The 16203-nt window shown below is 65.0% G+C and carries 11 protein-coding genes and 1 pseudogene; 10 read left to right on the forward strand and 2 right to left on the reverse strand.

The window, feature by feature from the left end:
• A pseudogene (locus tag VF497_RS17480) lies at positions 1 to 182 on the forward strand (sugar phosphate isomerase/epimerase); the annotation flags it as partial.
• A gap of 42 nt (positions 183 to 224) precedes the next feature.
• Here VF497_RS17480 and VF497_RS17485 read toward each other — a convergent pair.
• Positions 225 to 2090 (reverse strand): sigma-54-dependent Fis family transcriptional regulator, encoded by a 1866-nt coding sequence (locus VF497_RS17485; RefSeq protein ID WP_330891148.1) that lies wholly within the window; start codon positions 2088 to 2090, stop codon positions 225 to 227.
• A 233-nt stretch (positions 2091 to 2323) separates the two neighbouring features.
• Between VF497_RS17485 and adh the strand changes: the two genes are divergently transcribed.
• The 9 genes from adh (at position 2324) to VF497_RS17530 (ending at position 15389) form a co-directional block, all read left to right on the forward strand.
• Entirely contained in the window at positions 2324 to 3844 is a 1521-nt protein-coding gene (gene adh / locus VF497_RS17490) for an aldehyde dehydrogenase (protein WP_330891150.1), read from the forward strand.
• A gap of 209 nt (positions 3845 to 4053) precedes the next feature.
• Positions 4054 to 5187, forward strand: coding sequence for a porin (locus tag VF497_RS17495; protein WP_330891152.1), 1134 nt, complete (start codon positions 4054 to 4056; stop codon positions 5185 to 5187).
• A 23-nt stretch (positions 5188 to 5210) separates the two neighbouring features.
• Positions 5211 to 6926 carry a PQQ-dependent dehydrogenase, methanol/ethanol family gene (locus VF497_RS17500; protein ID WP_330891154.1) on the forward strand — a complete coding sequence of 572 codons (1716 nt, stop codon included), beginning with the start codon at positions 5211 to 5213 and terminating at the stop codon, positions 6924 to 6926.
• Entirely contained in the window at positions 6910 to 8163 is a 1254-nt protein-coding gene (locus tag VF497_RS17505) for a c-type cytochrome (RefSeq protein ID WP_330891156.1), read from the forward strand. Before VF497_RS17500 ends, VF497_RS17505 begins: the two co-directional genes overlap by 17 nt.
• Before the next feature lie 195 nt (positions 8164 to 8358).
• A complete protein-coding gene (locus VF497_RS17510) occupies positions 8359 to 8745 on the forward strand; it encodes a DUF779 domain-containing protein (RefSeq protein WP_330891158.1) in 387 nt (128 codons plus the stop codon).
• A gap of 123 nt (positions 8746 to 8868) precedes the next feature.
• Positions 8869 to 11010 (forward strand): TonB-dependent receptor family protein, encoded by a 2142-nt coding sequence (locus VF497_RS17515; protein ID WP_414706942.1) that lies wholly within the window; start codon positions 8869 to 8871, stop codon positions 11008 to 11010.
• A gap of 165 nt (positions 11011 to 11175) precedes the next feature.
• Positions 11176 to 13734: a TonB-dependent receptor gene (locus VF497_RS17520; protein WP_330891162.1), complete on the forward strand. Its 2559-nt coding sequence runs from the start codon at positions 11176 to 11178 to the stop codon at positions 13732 to 13734.
• 90 nt (positions 13735 to 13824) lie between these two features.
• Positions 13825 to 14925, forward strand: a complete 1101-nt coding sequence (locus tag VF497_RS17525) for a saccharopine dehydrogenase family protein (protein WP_330891164.1) — start codon at positions 13825 to 13827, stop codon at positions 14923 to 14925.
• Positions 14922 to 15389 (forward strand): DUF2269 domain-containing protein, encoded by a 468-nt coding sequence (locus VF497_RS17530; RefSeq protein WP_330891166.1) that lies wholly within the window; start codon positions 14922 to 14924, stop codon positions 15387 to 15389. Before VF497_RS17525 ends, VF497_RS17530 begins: the two co-directional genes overlap by 4 nt.
• 56 nt (positions 15390 to 15445) lie before the next feature.
• Here the strand turns inward: VF497_RS17530 and VF497_RS17535 are convergent.
• Positions 15446 to 16203 (reverse strand): alpha/beta hydrolase family protein (locus VF497_RS17535; RefSeq protein ID WP_330891167.1); only part of this gene is annotated, 758 nt, incomplete at its 5' end.

Here is a 16203-nt window from a genome sequence, read left to right on the forward strand (position 1 = left end):
ACGATTATCCGGGCTGGGCGGTCGTGGAATGGGAGTGCGCGCTGAAGCATCCCGAGGACGGCGCGCGCGAAGGCGCGCCGTTCGTCGCCAGGCATATCATCCATGTCACCGAACACGCCTTCGACGATTTCGCCGGGCGCAGCGCGGACCACGCATTCAATCGCAAAGTGCTAGGAATTTGATCGCGTTGTCCGTGCGATGAAAATACGCGGGGGCGGATTTGCTCAGCCCAGGCGCCGATAGAGCGTGCTGCGGCTGACACCGAGGCTGCGCGCCGCGGCGGACACGTTGCCCGCGTGCTTGTCCAATGCCTGGCGCATCGCTCGCTCGGTGATTTCGCACAACTCGGCGCCGATCGCCGGGTCGGCGCCAGCGGCAACTGCACTGGGCGACGAACTCGCGCCCTGGAACATCGCGGGCAGATCCTGCACGCCGATCCCGCCGCCCGGCCCGGCGAGCGCAATCAGCGTGCGCAACGTGCCGGTGAGTTGGCGCAGGTTGCCCGGCCAGTCATAGCCTGCGAGCAGGTCGAGCGCCGCGGCATCGAGCCTGGTCGCCAGATCCGGCGCGAGCCGAGCCCAGAAGGTCTCGATCAGTCCGCGCCGATCGGGATAGGCGCGCAACGCCGGCAGGTTGACCGTGTAGTGCGCGATGCGGAAGAACAGGTCCGAGCGGAACTGCTCGAGCGTGCCGACGCTGAGATTGCGGTTGGTCGCGGCGATCACGGTGAAGTCGACCTTGACCGGCTTGCCGCCGCCCAGCGGCGCGACTTCGCGTTCCTGCAGCACGCGCAACAGGCGTGTCTGCGCGGCCAGCGGCATGTCGCCGATTTCGTCGAGGAACAGCACGCCGCCATCGGCTTCGCGCAGCAGGCCTTTCGTGCCGTGGCGCTTCGCGCCGGTGAACGCGCCTTCGTCGTAACCGAACAGTTCCGATTCGATCAGGCTTTCGGGCAGGCCCGCGCAGTTGACCGCGACGAACGGCGTGCGGCCGCCGCCGATGCGGCGGTGCAGTTCGCGCGCGAACACTTCCTTGCCGGTGCCGGTCTCGCCGAGCAGCAGCACCGACATGCCGGCACGCAGCACGCGCTCGGCGCGATCGAGTTCGGAAATCAGCTGCGCGCCGAACACGGGCTCGCTGCCGATGCGGCTGTCCGCGATCGGCACAGGCCGTGCCAATGCCGTCGTTGCCGGCTTGCGCGATGCCGTCTCGTCGCTGCGCACGAAGATGGTTTTGTTGAGATGATCGCGCAGGCTCGCCTCGCCTTGCAGCGATTCGAACCTGGCGTCGAACAGCTCGCTGAATTCGCGGCGGCCGATGTCGCCGCGGACGAGGTTGAGCATGCCCAAGGCATGCCGGTTCGCCGCCACGAGATGCTCGCCATCGAACACGAGGATGCCTTCCTGCGCCGTGCCGAACAGGCCGGCGTCGCGCTGCACGCGCAGCACGCGGCAGTTGGGAAAATCGCGCTTGAACAGGCGCCGTTCGATCTGGTCGACGGCGAAACGCACCATGCCGAGCGCATGCGTGTGATGCACCGAAGACTCGCCCGACAGATCGAGCACGCCGGCGATCTTGCCGAACGGATCGATGATCGGCACCGCCGAACAACTGAGCACGCGATGCGGCGCGAAGAAATGCTCGGGTCCGCGCACCTCGATCGCGCGACCTTCGATCATCGCCGTGCCGATCGCGTTCGTGCCGGTATGGTTTTCGTTCCACGGCACGCCCGGGCGCAGCGAAACGCGCGCCGCCTTGTCGAGGAAGTTCGCGCTGCCTAGCGCTTCGAGGATCATGCCGTCGGGCGCGGTGAGGATGACGATGCTGCCGGTCGCATGCGCGTCGGCGTAGAGCGCACGCACTTCGGGCAGACTGATGCGGCGCAGCTCCTCGTATTTCTGGCAGACCTCGCGCAGCGCCGTGGCCGGCAGTGGCTCGACGTTGGGGCGCGCATTCTCCGACAGCCCGAGCCCCGCGCAACGTTGCCATGAACGCAGGATCGACGCAGGCACGAGTCCACGCGGTGCATCGCCCTGATCGAAGAAGCGATGCCGTGCGGTTTGGATGCGGTCCAGAGCGGAATCGGTCATGGAATCCCACGTGTCGCAATTTGCGACAGTCGTTGTGGACAGGTGCTCCGAGTCTGGACACAAATTTTTGGCGATTGCAATACGACCTGGGTGTCAGTCGTTGCGCGCCGCAACAAAGCACCGAAATGGACATTTGTATACAAGCATCCCTGCGATGGTGCACCGCGACAGCGCGGTAGGTTGGCACGCCGCGTGCTCTGTGCAGACGCCCATCAACCAGGAGCGCCTGCATCATGACCAAGCTCGAACAACAGCATCTCGCGGTACAAGTTCCGTTCAAAGCCCGCTACGAAAACTTCATCGGCGGCAAGTGGGTGAAGCCGGTCGCCGGTCGCTATTTCGAAAACATCACGCCGGTCACCGGCCAGGCGTTTTGCGAAGTGGCGCGTTCGGACAAGGACGACATCGAACTCGCGCTCGACGCCGCGCACAAGGCGAAAACCGCGTGGGGCCGCAGCGCGCCGGCCGAGCGCGCGAACATCCTCAACAAGATCGCCGACCGTATGGAGCAGAACCTCGATCTGCTCGCGCACGCGGAGACCTGGGACAACGGCAAGCCCCTGCGCGAGACGCGCGCTGCCGACATTCCGCTCGCGATCGATCACTTCCGCTATTTCGCCGGCTGCATCCGCGCGCAGGAAGGTTCGATCGGCGAAATCGACTACGACACCGTCGCCTACCAGTTCCATGAGCCGCTCGGTGTCGTCGGCCAGATCATCCCGTGGAATTTTCCGCTGCTGATGGCGGCGTGGAAACTCGCGCCCGCACTCGCCGCCGGCAACTGCGTCGTGTTGAAGCCTGCGGAACAGACTCCGGTCGGCATCCTGGTCTGGGCCGAGTTGATCGGCGACCTGCTGCCACCGGGCGTGCTCAACATCGTCAACGGCTTCGGCCTCGAAGCGGGCAAGCCGCTCGCCTCCTCGTCGCGCATCGCCAAGATCGCGTTCACCGGCGAGACGACGACCGGGCGCCTGATCATGCAGTACGCGAGTCAGAACCTCATCCCAGTGACGCTCGAACTCGGTGGCAAGTCGCCGAACATCTTCTTCGACGACGTCGCCTCGCGCGACGACGATTTCTTCGACAAGGCGATCGAGGGTTTCGTCATGTTCGCGCTGAACCAGGGCGAGGTGTGCACGTGCCCGAGCCGCGCGCTGATCCAGGAATCGATCTATGACAAGTTCATGGAGCGCGCGGTCAAGCGCGTCAATGCGATCAAGGCGGGCAACCCGCTCGATCCGACGACGATGATCGGCGCGCAGGCCTCGAGCGAGCAGCTCGCCAAGATCCTCTCCTACATCGACATCGGCAAGCAGGAAGGCGCGAAGGTGCTGACCGGCGGCGAGCGCAACGTGCTCGGCGGCGAACTCAAGGACGGTTACTACGTCAAGCCGACCGTATTCGCCGGCACCAACAAGATGCGCATCTTCCAGGAGGAAATCTTCGGTCCGGTCGTCTCGGTGACGACGTTCAAGGACGAAGAGGAAGCGCTGCACATCGCCAACGACACGCTGTACGGACTCGGTGCAGGCGTGTGGAGCCGCGAGGCGAATCGCTGCTACCGCTTCGGCCGCGAGATCCAGGCCGGCCGCGTGTGGACGAACTGCTATCACGCCTATCCCGCGCATGCGGCGTTCGGCGGCTACAAGCAGTCCGGCATCGGCCGCGAGACGCACAAGATGATGCTCGACCACTACCAGCAGACCAAGAACATGCTGGTCAGCTACTCGCCGAAGAAGCTCGGATTCTTCTAGTTCACCTCACGTAGGGATACGCGGGAATGCGCAGGCTCCGGCCCGCGCAGGGGATGTGTGCGGCCGCACGACGGCAAGAGCCGCTGCGCGGCTGCCGCGGTACAGATTTTTCCATCAACGACTGTTCATCAACGACTGTTAGGGAGGATAACGTGCACGCAATTCCATTGAAGCAATCCAGACGGCCGCATCGACGGCGGCTGACCGCAGTGGCCGTCGTTGCGGCGTTGGCCGCAACACAACATGCCGGCGCGGTCGAGATCGTGTCGGGCGACTGGACCGTCGACGTCGGCGGCATCATCAACGCTTATGCCACGAGCGTGAGTTGCTCGGGCGACACCGTCGGCGGTCCGGCGCTCGGCGGCCGCGGCCTCGGCTGCAGCGGCGAAAGCAGCAAGACCTCGATCGGCAACGGTCTGCTGCCGAGCGGACTCATCACCAAATTCAAGACCAGCCAGGACGGCCTCGACATCGGCGGCACGATAGGCATCATGGTGCACGCGGCCACCGATTCCGGCATCGCCGCGAACAGCGCTGTCGACGTGCGCCAGGCGTTCTTCACGATCGGCACGGCCGAAGCAGGCACGCTCAAGATCGGCCGCGACTACGGCGTGTTCGGCGCGAACGCGATCCTCAGCGACATGACCCTGGTCGGCGCCGGCGCACCGGTGCAAGCAACGCAGCGCGGTCGCGTCACCCTCGGTCATATCGGTGCCGGCTACACCTACCTCGGCACCTACGGCCAGATGACCTACACCTCGCCGGTGCTCGGCGGCGGCTTCACCTTCACCGGCGCGCTCGTCAGCCCGGTCGACAGCGGGTTGTACGCCTCGCAGGCGGGACCGCAATACCAGGCACAACTGGCCTGGGCGGGCAACGGCTTCAAGGCCTGGATCGGCGCCAAGATCCAGCATTTCGCCGACGCCGGCGCCGGTACCGGCGGCTTCTCCGAGACGGCAGGTGAAATCGGCGTGTCGTATGCCAACGGCCCGTTCGGTTTCCTCGCCAATTATCAGGAAGGCAAGGGCATCGGCATCCTGACCGACGGCGACCAGGGCCCGGTCAAGGGTCGCAACTATCTGATCCAGGGTACGTACAAGGTCACCGACAAACTCAAGTTCGGCGTCAATTATGGCGAGAGCCGCAACAAGGACGGCAACGCGACCAACGTCGCGCTCAACGCCTCGTTCAAGTCGAACAGCAACGTCACCGCCGGCCTCTACTACGGCCTGACCAAGAGCATCACGCTCGCCGGCGAAGTCGGCGACACGCGCTCGAAGGACTACCTGGGCAATACCGCGAAGATGTTCGGCGGTTCGCTCGGCGGAATCATTTTCTTCTGATCATCGACCCAAGGAAAACACCCATGACTTTCCATCGAATCAAAGCGAACCGGATGTTCAGCGCATGCGCCCTCGCCTTCGCCGTGCTCGGCGCAGGCAGCGCGCAGGCGCTCGGCGCCGACTACCAGGCCGTGACCGACGCGCGTCTCGCCAATGCGGCCAAGGACGACGGCTGGCTGATGTACCGGCACGACTACACGGCGTCGGGCTACTCGCCGCACGGCGAGATCAATGCGAGCAACGTCAGCAAGCTCAAGGTCGCCTGGGACTACAAGAGCGACCTGACCCAGGGCCACGAAGGTGCGCCGCTGGTCAACGGCGACGTCATGATCGTGACGACGCCGATGGATCACGTCGTCGCGTTCGACGCGGCCACCGGCAAGGAGTTGTGGAAGTACGTCGCCAAGATCGACGAGAAGGCGTTGAAGACCGTGTGCTGCGATGTCGTCAACCGTGGCGCCGCGCTGTACGAGAACAACGTCTACCTCGAGACGCTCGACAACCACGTCATCGCGCTCGACGCGAAGACCGGGAAGGAGAAGTGGAACGCGAAACTCTACGATCCGGGCGTCGGCTATTTCATGACGTCGGCACCGCTCATCGTCAAGGGCAAGGTCATCGTCGGCACCGGCGGCGGCGAGTACGGCGCGCGCGGCTTCATCTCGGCGCTCGATGCCAAGACTGGCAAGATCCTCTGGCAGACGCACACGACGGCCGCACCCGGCGAGCCGGGCGGCGATACGTGGCCGAAGGGCGCGTACCAGACCGGCGGCGGCAATCCGTGGCTGCCGGGCTCGTACGACACCGAGACCGACACGCTGTTCTGGACCGTCGGCAACCCGGGCCCGTGGCTGGCGACACTGCGTCCGGGCAAGAACCTGTACACCGATTCGGTCCTCGCGCTGAACCCCGCGACCGGCAAGATCAAGTGGTACTACCAGTGGACCGAAAACGACACCTGGGACTATGACGGCACGAACGAGCCGATCCTGACCGACATCACCTATGCGGGCAAGAACTACAAAGCCCTAGTCCACGCCGATCGCAACGGCTACTACTACGCGCTCGATCGTACGACCGGAAAACCGATCTATGCCGAGCCGTTCGTCCACACCAACACCGTGACCGGGCTGAAGGACGGCGTGAACCAGACAGCCGCCGACCTGCGCCCGACCGTCGACAAGCAGGTCTTCGCCTGCCCGAGCTTCCTTGGCGGGAAGAACTGGTGGCCGACCGCGGTCGACCCGACGCAGCATCTGGTGTTCATCCCGACGCTCAACGCCTGCATGGACATCAAGGGCACCGAGCCGGTCGCGTACAAGGCAGGCCTCGCGTTCCTCGATGCCAGCTTCGAAGTCAAGCACGACCCGGCGAACAACAACTGGGGCACCGTGCAGGCACTCGACCTCAACACCGGCAAGCAGGTGTGGAAGTTCGACACGGCGTTGCCATGGAACGGACCGATGCTCGCGACCGGCGGCGGCCTCGTGATCAGCGGCAGTTCGGATGGTTATCTGCATGCCTTTGATTCGAAGACCGGCAAGGTGCTGTGGAAGAGCGACCAGCTCACCTCGGGCATCATCGGCGTGCCGACGACCTACAAGGTCGGCGGCAAGCAGTACGTCGCCGTGTGGGCAGGCTGGGGCGGCGCGAGCCCGATCTGGGGCGGCCAGATGGCCAACGACCCGGCGGTCAAGGCAATCCCGAAGGGCGGGCACCTGTATGTCTTCTCGCTCTGACAAAACCGCGGCGCGTCTCGTGATCGCCGCAACGTTCGCGCTCGGCGCGGTGCTCACGCACCGCGCCGACGCGGCATCGACGATCAAGGTCTGCATCGATTCGGCCAACCCGACCTCGGCGACCGACACGCGCGTCGCGCGCGAGGCGCTGGCGACGCAAGGCTATGCGATGGAACCGGTCGCGTTCGTCGGCCACGGCAAGGAGGAGGACGACGGTTTCCCGGTCGCCAAATTCGCCCGCCTCGCCGAAAACGAGTGCGCGCTCATCATGGGCTTTCCGGTCGACGTCAACGATCCGCACCTGCCGCCGCGCGTCGAGGCGACCGCGGCGTATGCCGGCACCGGCTTCGTCATGGTCCAGCGCGGCAACGCGCCAGCGAAGGCGCTCGCCGACCTGCGCCAGGGCAGCGAAGTCGGCATCGCCCAGCTCGACACCTGGGCCGGCATGCTGTTCAGCAGTCACCCGAACATCGTCATGCATGTCTATCGCGATGATGCCGGCATGCTCGCCGACGTGGCCAAGGGCAAGATCGCGGCCGGGCTGAGCTGGTTGTCGTTCCTGCAGGCCTACGAGCGCGAGCACGCGGGCGTCGGACTGCGCTCGCAGCTTCTGCCCGGAGCGCACATGCAGTGGAACCTCGTCGCTCTATACGCGCCTGCCTCGAAGGATGCTGCCGCCGTTTTCGCGAAGGGCCTCGACGCGCTGCGCGGCACGAGGCTCGACGCGCTGATCAAGCCGTATCTGGCTGCCACCGCACGCACGCCGCAGGCTTCGATCGCACGGCACACGCACGGGCCGCGGCTTCCCGCGACGGCACAGCGCTGCGGCGACGAGAAACCGAAGGCCGCGGCAAAAGCCGCGAAGGGGAAGGCAGCAAAGTCCAAACCACCCGCGCTGTATACCGAGGAACAGGCGAACAAGGGCGCGGTCGCCTATTTTCAGAACTGCAGCATGTGTCACGGCCCGCTGCTCGACGGGCAGCGCGGCGGCTACCCTGGCCCGGCACTGAAGGGCAAAGATTTCGCCGATCCGAGCTACGACTTCCACATCGACGAGATCTTCCGCTTCGTCGCCAAGCTGATGCCCGCGCAGAAGCCGGGCAGCCTCACGGACGAGCAGAACGTGGACATCATGGCCTATCTGCTCAAGCAGAACGGCTATCCGGCCGGAATCAAGGAGTTGACCTACGACGAGGCGATCAAGTCGCGCGTTCCGATCCGCTACTACGGCGAGTAGCACGGACGCGGATCCAACGGCGCGACGAAACTCCGATTCATGCGGAGGTTGCGGCGGGCCAAGGATGGCCCGCCGCAAGTCAGGCGCACGAGCGCTTGATATAACCTGGCCGAGTTCCGACCTGCGCTGAACTCGGCGCGCCCTGGCAAGTCCGGGACAGACTTGTTCAGGGCATCTCAAACTCATGAGGCTGTCATGGCCGAACACCCGCTGCAAGTAACGGCGACTCCGGCGACGATCGCCCTGATCGGCGAATTGCGCGCCGAACACGGCGACGACCTGCTGTTCCATCAATCGGGCGGCTGCTGCGACGGCTCTTCACCGATGTGCTATCCGCGCCGCGAATTCCTCGTCGGCGACGACAGCGATGTGCGCCTCGGCGAAATCGGCGGCTTGCCGTTCTACATCAGCAAACCGCAGTTCGAGTACTGGAAGCATACCCAGCTGATCATCGACGTCGTGCCCGGCCAGGGTGGCATGTTCTCGCTCGAGAACGGCCGCGGCGTGCGCTTCCTCGTGCGCTCGCGACTGTTCACCGACGCCGAGTTCGATGCCCTGCGCGAGCAGGGAAAAGTCGGTTAGCGATCTGCGCCAATTCCGGCGCGCTGAGCAAATTCAAGAAAATCGCTAGACGTGAATGGCGAGGCGGCCGATACCATTCTTCGTTGCCGCGCTTCGGCGCGCAACCGCCCCGGGGGATTCGTGTTGAAGAATTTTGTTGGTATCGCGCTTTCCGCGTGCATCGCCATTGCCCTCGCTCAGCCCGCATGTGCCGCGGATGCGGAGCCGACCGACAAGCAGGGCAAACAAGTTCTGCCCGACGTCGTCGTCACCGCGACGCGCAGCGAGCACTCCGCGTTCGACCTGCCCGGCGCGATCGACTCGGTCAAGGTGGCGCCGGCCGATTCGCTCGGCGTCAATCCGTCCGAATTCCTCCAAGGCGTTCCCGGCCTGCTCACGCGCGACCGCCAGAACTACGCGCAGGACGAACAGATCTCGATCCGCGGCTTCGGCGCGCGCTCGACCTTCGGCGTGCGCGGCGTGCGCCTCTACGTCGACGGCATCCCGGCGACGATGCCTGAAGGCCAAGGCCAGGTCTCGAACTTCCCGCTCGGCGCGGCCGAACGCATCGAGGTGCTGCGCGGGCCGTTCTCGGCGCTGTATGGAAACTCATCCGGCGGCGTGATCCAGATCTTCACCGCCGATGGCAGCGATCGCCCCGAATGGCGCTTCGATGCGACCGGCGGCAGTTACGGCACGCTGCATCTCGATGCGAACGCGCGCGGGCGCGAAGGCATCGTCGGCTACAACGTCGACCTGTCGCAATTCCACACCGACGGCTACCGTGGTCACGGTTATGCCGAGCGCAGCAATGGCAACGCCAAGTTCACGCTCGATCTAGGCGCAGGGCGCAAGCTCACCCTGCTCGCGAACACGGTCGCGCTGCCGAACGCCGACGATGCGCTCGGCCTGACGCGCGCGCAGTTCGAAGTGGATCCGCGCCAGCCGGTCGCGGCGGCCGCGCAATTCGACACGCGCAAGAGCGTGCACCAGCAGCAGGGCGGCGCGATCTACGAGCAACCGCTCAGCGACACGCAAAGCTTGCGCGTGCTCGGCTACCTCGGCCATCGCGATGTCGAGCAGTTCCAGTCGATTCCGGTGGCGACGCAGAAAGCGGCGACGAGTCCGGGCGGCGTGATCGAACTCGGCGGCGACTACGGCGGCGGCGACGCGCGCTGGAGCTACAAGAACGACCTAGCCGACAGGCCATTCGATCTGTCCCTCGGCATCAGCTACGACAGACAAGACCAGCACCGCCAGGGCTACAACAATTACCTCGGCAGCGCGCTCGGCGTGAAGGGCGCGCTGCGCCGCGACGAACAGAACCTCGTCTCCAACTTCGACCAGTACGCACAGGCGACGTGGAGCTTCGCCGACAGCTGGCTCGCGAGCGCCGGTCTGCGCCACAGCGAGGTGAAATTCTCGGCGGACGATCACTACATCGTGCCGGGCAATCCCGACGACAGCGGCCGCGCGGACTATTCGGCGACGACGCCGGTCGCGGGTCTGCTCTATCGCGCGACCGACCAATGGCATCTCTACGCCTCGTACGGCCGCGCCTTCGAGACGCCGACGTTCAACGAACTCGGCTATCGTCCCGACGGCAGCGCCGGCATCAACTTCGGCCTCGTGCCCGCGCGCAGCCGCAATGGCGAAGTCGGATCGAAGTGGCGCTTCGACGGCGGCGGCGAATTCGATGTCGCCGTGTTCAACGCGAACACGCGCAACGAGATCGCAGTGGCCACCTCGAGCGGCGGCCGAACGACCTACCAGAACGTCGACCGCGCGCGCCGGCGCGGCGCGGAGTTCAAACTGGACGTGCCAATCGCAGCGAGATGGCATGCGCAACTGGCTTACACCTACCTCGACGCGAAATTCCTTTCGCCGTTCCTCACCTGCCCGGCCGCGTCGACCTGCACCAAGCCGAACACGCCCGTCGCCGCGGGCGCGCGCATCCCGGGCGTGCCGCGCTCGAACCTTTACGCAGCGCTGCGCTGGGGCGAAGCGCTCGGCTGGAACGCGACGATCGAGGCGAACGCCGCGAGCGCGACTCCGGTCAACGACCTCAACACCCAGTACGCGCCGGGCTACGGCACGCTGTCGCTCGGCACCGGCTACGTCTTTGAAACCGCGTCGACCACCATCTCCACCTTCCTGAAAGTGCAGAACCTGTTCGACAAGAACTACGCCGGATCGGTCATCGTCAACGAGAGCAACGGCCGCTACTTCGAGCCGGCGCCGGGATGTTCCGTGTTCGCCGGCGTGCACGTCACGTGGAAGCGTTGATCTGCTGCTGTGTCGGCGGCGACACACTTGTCTGAGTCGGGAATTTTTCCGGCCGTGCACTGGCAGACTCGCCGTGGTTTCGTTGCGGACGCGACAAGACCTTCGCGATCGCGATGGCACCACATCGAGGCAACCTTCGTTACCGGACTACTTCGGATTGATTGAATGACGCAGACGATTCCTGGGAAGAGACTGTTGCCGCGCACCGTGCTCACCCTGGCAGTGCTGGCCGCGGTCGGCAATGTCGCGATCGCCGCCGAAGGCGATGCAGACAGCGATGCGTCCACGAAACTGCCGGTGGTCAAATTCGACACCGTTGAAGTGACACCGCTCAACGGAGGCGGCGAATCGCTCGACAAGATCGCCGCGTCCGTGCAGACCGCTTCGGGCGATGCACTGCGCGACAGCAATGCGAACGACCTTACCGAGTTCCTCAACCGCAAATTCGCCGGACTGACGTTCAACGAGGTGGCCGGCAATCCGTTGCAGCCCGACGTGAACTTTCGCGGCTACACGGCCTCGCCGCTGCTCGGTACGCCGCAGGGCCTGTCGGTGTACATGGACGGCGTGCGCCTCAACCAGCCGTTCGGCGACGTGGTCAGCTGGGACCTGATCCCGCGCAACGCGATCGAAGGCATCACGCTGATGCCGGGATCGAATCCGCTGTTCGGCCTCAACACGCTCGGCGGCGCGCTGTCGATCGAAACCAAGAGCGGGCGCAGCGATCCCGGTACGACCGTGGAGATGAGCTACGGCTCGCACGCGCGCGGCACGGCCGACGTGCAGACCGGCGGCGTCGACGGCGCGTTCGACTGGTATTTCAACGCGCACTACTTCACCGACGGCGGCTGGCGCGAACATTCCCCGAGCGACCAGGGCCAGCTGTTCGGCAAGATCGGCTGGCAGGGCGACGACGACGACCTTCATCTGAGTTATGCCTACGTCAAGGACCTGCTCACCGGCAACGGCTTGCAGGAGATGCACTTGATGGCGCGCGACTACGCGAGTTCGTACACGCCCGATCGCACGCAGAACGAATCGCATTACTTGAATCTCGAAGGCCATCACCGCTTCAACGATGCGCTGTCGCTGGCCGGCAACGTCTATTTCCGCAAGATCGACACGCACACGCACAACGGCGACATCAACGACGATGCGATCAGCGAGTCGGTCTACCAGCCGAGCGCAGCGGAACAGGCGGCCCTGCTCGCGGCCGGCTACAGCGGCTTTCCGGCCAGCGGCGCGAATGCGGCGAACACGCCGTATCCGCAGTGGCGCTGCATCGCGAACATCCTGCTCAACAGCGAGCCGAACGAAAAATGCAACGGCCTCGATACGCTCACGCAGGCGCGACAAAAGAATTTCGGCTTCGGTCTGCAGCTGAACTGGAGTGAAGACTTCGGCGGCAACCACAACGACTTCATCGTCGGCACCGCCTACGACGCCAATCGCATCCGCTACTCGCAGTCCGCACGCTTCGGCTATCTCACGCCGGAGCGCAATGTCGTGCTCGTCGACGGCCCCGGCGCCTATGTCGACGGCACGCAGGACTCGGAGAACGCTTTCGACTCACGCGTGAACCTGAAAAGCCACGCGCACACCTGGAGCGCGTTCTTCACCGACACGCTGAGCATCAAGGAAACCTGGGCGCTGACCGTCTCCGGCCGCTACAACCGCGAGACATCGACGACACATGACCTGATCGATCCCGACGGCGGCATCGATTCGCTCAACGGCCACGACATCTACTCGCGCTTCAATCCCGCGCTCGGCCTGACCTGGACACCGAGCGCGAACCTCAACGCCTATGTCGGCTACAACGAGGGCAACCGTGCGCCGTCGGCGATCGAACTCGGCTGCGCGAACGCGGAAAATCCCTGCCGCCTGCCGAACGCGATGGCCGGCGATCCGCCGCTCAAGCAAGTCGTCACGCGCACGCTCGAGGCGGGACTGCGCGGCATGCTCGGCGATGCGACGCACTGGAACGCGAACGTGTATCGCGCCGAGAACAAGGACGACATCCTCTTCGTCGCCGCACCGGATGCGACTGGCGCAGGCTACTTCCAGAACTTCCCGAAGACGCGACGCGAAGGCATCGATCTCGGCTTCGACAGCCGCGTCGATGCGCTGAGCTTTGGCGTGCAGTATTCGTACGTCAAGGCGACGTACGAAGCGAACGGCCAGTTTCCGGGTGACGGCAACAGCACGAACAGTTTCGCCCTCGAGAATCCGTCGTTCCGCGGGCTCGGCGGCGGCACGATCACCGTCGCCCCCGGCGACCGCCTGCCGCTCGTGCCGAAGCAGACGTTCAAGGCCTTCGTCGGCTACGACTTCGACGAAACGCTGTCGCTGAATCTCGACTTTCGCGCCTCGAGCGGCGTCTACGCACGCGGCAACGAGAACAACGCGCATCAGCCCGACGGCACCTACTATCTTGGCCCCGGCAAGAGCGCCGGCTATGGCGTGTTCGATCTCGGCCTCAACTACAAGCCCACGCCGAAGCTGACCTTCTTCGCCCAGATCGACAACCTACTCAATCGCAAATACGCGACGGCTGCGCAACTCGGCGCACAGGGCTTCGATGCCGACGGCCACTTCGTCGCGCGTCCGCTTCCCGCCGTGGCGAACACGCCCGGCGACGAAAACTACCCCGTCCCGCGCACGACGTTTTTCGCGCCCGGCGCGCCGCGGCTGATCTGGGGCGGAGTGCGCTACAGCTTCTGATCGGTTGCTACGCTCAATCCGGATTATCCTTCGCAGGGATTTCCGCGGCCACCCGATCCGGCGACGGCAACGTCCGCCGAACAAGACCTCATGCACAGCGTACTCGTTCTCGGCGGCTACGGTTTCTTCGGCAAGCGCATCTGTGCCACGCTCGCGAGGGAACCGGCGATAAAGCTGTACATCGCCGGACGCGATCGCGATCAGGCGGCGGCGTTCGCCGCCGAGCTGGATTTGCCGAGCGCCCAGGCCATCGGCATCGACGCACATTCTGCCGCCTTCGCCGGCCGCCTGCGCGAGCTCAGCGTGGACACGCTGATCCACACTGCGGGTCCTTTCCAGGGTCAAAACTATGTCGTTGCGAAAGCGGCGATCGAAGCGCGCTGCAACTACATCGATCTCGCCGACGGACGCACCTTTGTCGTTGGCATCGCGAGCCTCGACGAAGCCGCGCGCGAGCGCGGCGTGACCGTGATCAGCGGGGCCAGCTCCGTGCCGGCGCTGTCGTCCGCGGTCGTCGATCGCCATCTTCCGGCTTTTCGACGCCTCGACACGCTGCGCATCGGCATCGCCTCGGGCGCGCGCACACCGGGACTGGCGACGATGAAAGGCATCTTCAGCTACTGCGGCAAACCATTTGCGCGCCTCGAGCAAGGCGCGTGGCGCACGGCGTACGGCTGGCTCGATCTGCATCGACACCGCTTCCCGATGCCGATCGGTGCGCGCTGGATGGGCAGTTGCGAGGTGCCCGATCTCGATCTCTTTCCGCGACAATATCCTTCGCTGCAGACGGTGACGTTCCATGCCGGCTTTGCGAGCGGCGTGGGTCATCTGCTGGTTTGGGGACTTTCCGGTTTGGTCAAACTCGGTTTGATCCGCAGTATCGTGCCGATGGCGGTGCCACTGAATCGCATCAGTCATTGGATCGAGCCCATCGTCAGCGACAAGGGCGCGATGTTCGTCCACATGCAAGGCATCGGATCGGACGGCCAACCATTGCGCAAGACCTGGAATCTTCTCGCCGCGCGCAATCACGGCCCACATATTCCGTGCGGTGCGTCGATCGCGCTGGCACGCAAGCTCGCGCGCGGCGAGCCGCTGCGCAAAGGCGCGATGCCGTGCACGGGTTTGCTCGGCGTCGAGGAATATCTCGCACCGTTGTGCGATCTCGATATCCGCGAGGTGGAAGGATGAATGTCTACATCGCCCTGAAGGTCATCCACGTGATCAGCTCGACCGTGCTGTTCGGCACCGGCCTCGGTATCGCCTTCTTCAAATGGATCGTCGACCGCAGCGGCAACGTGAGCGCGATCCGCGTGGTCTCCGGGCGCGTCGTCCTCGCCGACTGGCTGTTCACCACGCCGGCGATTCTCGTCCAGGCAGTGACCGGAATCGCCCTCGCCCGGCTGGCGGGCTTTCCCCTGCGCAGCGGGTGGCTCGCCGCCGCGATTGCGCTCTATCTGCTTGCCGGCGCGTGCTGGCTGCCCGTGGTGTGGTTGCAGATGCGCATGCGCGACCTCGCCAGCCAGGCCGATCGCAACGGCGCAGCGCTTGGCGATGCGTATTGGCGATACGCGCGACTGTGGTTCCGGCTTGGCGTCCCCGCGTTTGTTTCGCTGCTCGTCGTGTTCTGGCTGATGGTGGCGAAACCATTTTGAACGCGAGCACTGACGAGCGAGACGATAGCGAATCGACGCGATAACCACCTTCGAGATCACTGCTCGAGATGGCGGTTGAACCAGGCGGAGATCCGGCGATGCAACTCGTCATCGGTCTTCGCGTCATTCAAATTGTGCGACAGATCGTCGATCACGACATACTCGAATCGCTCGCTCCGGCGCGCGCGTGCGTAACGCGAGCCCAGTGCCTTCTGCAACTCGCTCAAGCTCGTGCCGGCGACGACGTCATCCTTCGCGCCATGCACGATCAGTATCGCTGGAGGCGGATTTCCGGCCGCGATCTTCGCGGCATGCTCGAGCGCATCCGTACCCTTTGCCAGCGCACGACTTTCCGTGGTCCATGCGTAGGTCTGTCCGGTGGCATGTTCGTAGGCCTGGACCGATGCCGTCAGGCCGGTGGACGGATTCAGCAGCACCGCCACGCCGAGCGGGATTTTTCGCTCGGCCAGCGCGAGCAGAGCCGAGGCGCCTCCGGCGGAAAAGCCCAACAGTCCGATCCTGTCACCGCGGCGCATGCAACTTTGCCGTTCGAGAGCGTCGACGACGCGGGGCAACTCGTCCGCGGCACCGACGACCACGGGTTTGAAAACCTGCAAGCCGACATCTTCGCGCTGGCGGCGAACGAGTTCACTTGTTCCGCCCGCGGGCGCGCGCTTGCCGAACAAGGGCAGTCCGAGATAGACCTTGATCGCGGGCACATCGTCGAGCGGGAATATCCGCATCAGCGCCTGCTCGCTCGCCGGAGGGCCGAAGCCGTGCCAGAGCACGATCGGCGGAGCGAGGACCTTGTCGG

The sequence above is a fragment of the Rudaea sp. genome (assembly GCF_036383415.1).
Taxonomy (GTDB): domain Bacteria; phylum Pseudomonadota; class Gammaproteobacteria; order Xanthomonadales; family Rhodanobacteraceae; genus Rudaea.